Here is a 3,977-nt window from a genome sequence, read left to right on the forward strand (position 1 = left end):
CGGACCACACTATACGTGCTCGCTGAGAATTGCGTGGGAAAAAAATAGAAGAAAGGAGGAGTCGGCTGCGTCCCGTTTATGCCAACAGGCATTAGCTTTTTGGCATCAGGACTCTGGATCCCTCAGCCCAGGTTCGAATCCTGGCTCGGCAGCCACAGCGCCCCTCAAGATGACCTTGCCCGCTCCAAGTAACGTTGCCACTTGGCCGTCACCCAGTCCTGCAGTTCCTGCACGGTCTCCTCAGTGACATTGCTGAACCTTCCCTGTGCTGTCAGAAACTCCCTCACATGTGTCGGGTTGCCCTTCCTGGCGACGGATTCACTGCCTGCGGTCAGCTGGAATACTCCATTCTCAACCTCATAGAGTACGTTCCATCCGGTCTGCACAGCCAGTTCGCCAATCCTGATGGTGGCACTGAAAGGGAACCCCCAGCCTGGAGGACACGGCGAGTACACATGTATGAATCTCAGTCCGACCATGGACATAGCCTTCCTTACCTTCTGATAGAGGTCCAGCGGGTATGATGCATTTGCCGTTGCCACGTAGGGAACGGCATGGGCCTCCATTATTGCCACGATGTCCTTCTGGTGCTGCCGCTTGCCCAGAATGGGGGTAGTGCCGGATATTGCGCCAAGCGGAGAAGAGCCTGAACGCTGATTGCCGGTGTTCATGTAGCCTTCGTTGTCGTAGCAGATATAGATGAAGTCATCATGTCTCTCCGCGGCGCCGCTCAGTGCTTGAATTCCTATGTCATGTGTGCCACCATCTCCAGCCACTGCCACTACGGTCAGGTCTGTTCTGCCCACTGCCTTCAAGCCGGCCACCAACCCGGCAGCCGATGCTGCAACCGAGGCAAATGGCGTATTGACACAGGGGACGGTGACAGAGGTAACCGGATACATGCCGTGAAGTACCGTAAGGCAACTCGCCGGCACTGTGATTATGGCCCGTCCATCCAGGGCCTTCAGGATGTGACGGTAGGCCAGAGACAAGGCACAGCCGGGGCACAGCCTGTTGCCCGGAAGCAGGTATTCCTTTTCTGTCAGGCTGACCGCGTTTACCTGTGACACTATTGTCCTCTCATATCTCACAGATCCATTGGGCGCATTCATTGCTCAAGGCGCCTCTCTCGAGCGAGGACAGGGCCCCCTTCACCGCATCCGCCAGATCCCTGGCCTTCACGTCGCGTCCCCCCAGGCCGACTATGAAATTGCTGACCGCTGCGCTGGCGCCACTGCCATAGAGGGCAGCCTTTATCTCATTGCATGTAGCGCCTTCGTTGCCATAGCTGACATTCTTGTCAAAGACAACGACCAGTCGACACCGCCGCAGCGCCTCTGCTATGTCTCTCCCTGGGAATGGTCTGAATACTCTTAGGCCCAAGACGCCCGCTTTCGCCCCCTGCTTACGGAGGGCATCCGCGGCCACCACAGCTTCCAGCGCCAGACTGCCCATGGTCACTATGGCTATCTCAGCATCTTGCATCCTGTGTTCCCACAGGAGTTTGGCGTAACTTCTTCCGAATAGCTCGCCGAACTCTTGGCCTGCGGCGGATATGGTCTCTCTTGACTTCTGTAGAGCTTCCTGGAGAAGATACCTGATCTCCATGTAGCCGTGGCACAGCACTCCCTCCGCATTGGCTCTCGGATTTGCCAGAGTCACCAAGTTGTAGTTCTTGGGATTGCCCGGGTCTAAGACAGTGTGTGGCCTATAGGGAGGCAGATACCTGTCTACAGCATCCTGGGATGGGACCTCTACGGGCATCTCGGTGTGGGACAGGATGTAGCCATCGTAGCAGACCATGACGGGCAAATAGGTCTTTTCCGCGATCTTGTATGCTTGTATCATCGAATCCAGTATTTCCTGGTTGTTCCGAGCGTACATTTGTATCCAGCCGGTGTCCCGCTGCGATATGGAGTCCTGCTGGTCGTTCAGCACGTTCCACGGAGCCCCAATGGCCCGGTTGACGCAGGCTAGCACCACAGGGAGACGCGTCCCGGCCACCCAGTGCAGCATCTCGTGCATGTACGCCAGCCCATGCGAACTGGTTGCCGTAAAGGTTCTGGCTCCCACCAGCGATGCGGAACTGCACACAGCGAGCGCGCTGTGCTCACTCTCGACAGTGATATATTGAGCCGGAAGCTCTCGTCTTTCGACAAACTCAGATAACGCCTCCGTAACCGGCGTCTGCGGTGTTATGGGGTACGCAGCTACCACCTGGACCCGGCAAAGCTTCGCGCCGATGGCCGCGGCTCGATTCCCGTCGAGCATCTGATCAGGAGGTTCTCTTCCAGCCGTGTTGGTCTCTGTCAAGCTATCATATTCCGTTCTTCAGCAAAGGAACTTCTCTTCGTCCACCATGGCGATGGCACGGGTGGGACACACTTCGGCGCATATTCCGCAACCTTTGCAGTACTCCAGGTCTATGCGGAGAGGGATCGTCTTGCTGATAGTCACCTCCGGGCAAAACAACCAGCAGAGGAAGCAAGTGGGCTTGTTCTTCCTGGCAGGAGTGCACTTGTCCTCGTCAATGACTGGCCGCGAGTTCCGCCACTCGCCCGTCTTCCCTCCCTCGCCGATCCCCGGCGAGGATTCACCACATATGTGTCCGCAGTCCCTAGTTCCCATCGCCCGTGTTTATCTCGCCTTCTCGATAATCGTCTCTCTGTACGTCTTCTCAATCGCGGCCAGGTTCAAGTCAGCGGCCCGGTTGGAGAATCTGTCCCTTATCGGCTTGCTCAGGTTGGCCAAATCTACCAGCCCGGAGGCACGAATTACTGCCCCCAGCATAGCTGTGTTGACGATGATAAGTCCGCCAACTATCAGCCCCAGCTCCCGGCATATGCCCGTGGCATCGGCGGTAGCTATGTTGAACTCGCCCTCCGCATTGAGATGTCTCGGGGCCTGCCGACAATTGACCACGAGCCAACCCCCTGTGCGGAGTCCGCTGAGCACTTCCCGATCTTTCAGCAGCGTGTGGTCCAAGACGACCACCATGTCGGGTTCCTCAATCTGAGATACGACCATGATGGGTCTGGAGGATATCCGCGTTGATCCACTTACCGGAGCGCCTCTTCTCTCGGCACCAAATGATGGAGCCGCCGTGGCCCCAAGGTATCCATCGAGATGGGCCGCCTGCGCGAATATCTTGGCGGCGGTTATGGCTCCCTGCCCCCCACGGCCGTGCCACCGAATCTCATATGGCCTGGTATCTGCGATATGGTCTGCCGGTATTCCGAATCCTCCAAGCCCAGAATCGCGCACCCTCGGGGTCGCGCTGGCTGCGCCTACCTGATTATACCTCAAGTTGAAGTCATTACGCGCTTTTCCCCCGACCCACCCATCCTCTGGCAAGTGTAACCCAAGAAGTGGTATAAGTAGTCAGGCGGGTCACAGAGTACATCTGATCTGCACGGGCGAACGCGCAAGCTTCGACCGCGTGGGCCGGCGTCTCTGCCAACGTGGGCGGCGAGGACCTTCTGGGCAGTCACTAGGAGCAGGAAGGAGGAGGAATGCTATGGTAGCACGGAGAATCAGCAAAGCGGCTGTGATCGGCATGGGTATGATGGGGTCTCAGTTGGCCGAAATCCTGGCACTCGGGAAGATCGAGGTGGCAGCCGTAGACGCCACCGACGAACTGGTGAAACAGGGTGTACGCGGGATAGATGCCAGGCTGGAGCGTTTCCTTGTATCCAAGGGCAAGATGAGTCCGGAGGAGAAAGCGGCAGCAATGGGGCGAATCAGAGGATTCACTGCCATTGAGGAGGCAGTCAGAGAAATCGATTTCGCAATAGAAGCTGTCCCCGAGAGGATGCTCCTCAAGAAAGATGTCTTCCAGAAGATGGACAAGCATGCTCCTCAGGACGCAGTTCTGGCTTCCAACACATCCTTCCAGAACATCTCGGAGATGGCCTCGGCTACCGCCAGGCCAGAACGCGTGGTGGGGATGCATTTCTTCAACCCGGTCAACAGAATGC

General features: G+C 57.3%; 5 protein-coding genes. 1 reads left to right on the top strand and 4 read right to left on the bottom strand.

Annotation, left to right across the window (positions count from 1 at the left end):
- Window positions 1-164: 164 nt before the first annotated feature.
- The 4 genes from NTZ04_03725 to NTZ04_03740 are packed head-to-tail and all read right to left on the bottom strand — an operon-like array spanning window position 165 to window position 3,354.
- A complete protein-coding gene (locus tag NTZ04_03725; protein ID MCX5991425.1) occupies window positions 165-1,070 on the bottom strand; it encodes a thiamine pyrophosphate-dependent enzyme in 906 nt (301 codons plus the stop codon).
- A gap of 10 nt (window positions 1,071-1,080) precedes the next feature.
- Window positions 1,081-2,313 carry a pyruvate ferredoxin oxidoreductase gene (locus NTZ04_03730; GenBank protein ID MCX5991426.1) on the bottom strand — a complete coding sequence of 411 codons (1,233 nt, stop codon included), beginning with the start codon at window positions 2,311-2,313 and terminating at the stop codon, window positions 1,081-1,083.
- Window positions 2,314-2,331: 18 nt separating this feature from the next.
- Window positions 2,332-2,628, bottom strand: a complete 297-nt coding sequence (locus NTZ04_03735; protein MCX5991427.1) for a 4Fe-4S binding protein — start codon at window positions 2,626-2,628, stop codon at window positions 2,332-2,334.
- A 9-nt stretch (window positions 2,629-2,637) separates the two neighbouring features.
- The gene (locus tag NTZ04_03740) at window positions 2,638-3,354 is read right to left on the bottom strand and encodes a 2-oxoacid:acceptor oxidoreductase family protein (GenBank protein MCX5991428.1); all 717 of its coding nucleotides are present in this window, start codon (window positions 3,352-3,354) and stop codon (window positions 2,638-2,640) included.
- A 163-nt stretch (window positions 3,355-3,517) separates the two neighbouring features.
- Here NTZ04_03740 and NTZ04_03745 point away from each other — a divergent pair.
- Window positions 3,518-3,977 (top strand): 3-hydroxyacyl-CoA dehydrogenase NAD-binding domain-containing protein (locus NTZ04_03745; GenBank protein MCX5991429.1); only part of this gene is annotated, 460 nt, incomplete at its 3' end.

The organism is Chloroflexota bacterium (assembly GCA_026389585.1).
GTDB lineage: Bacteria > Chloroflexota > Dehalococcoidia > UBA2247 > RBG-13-53-26 > JAPLHP01.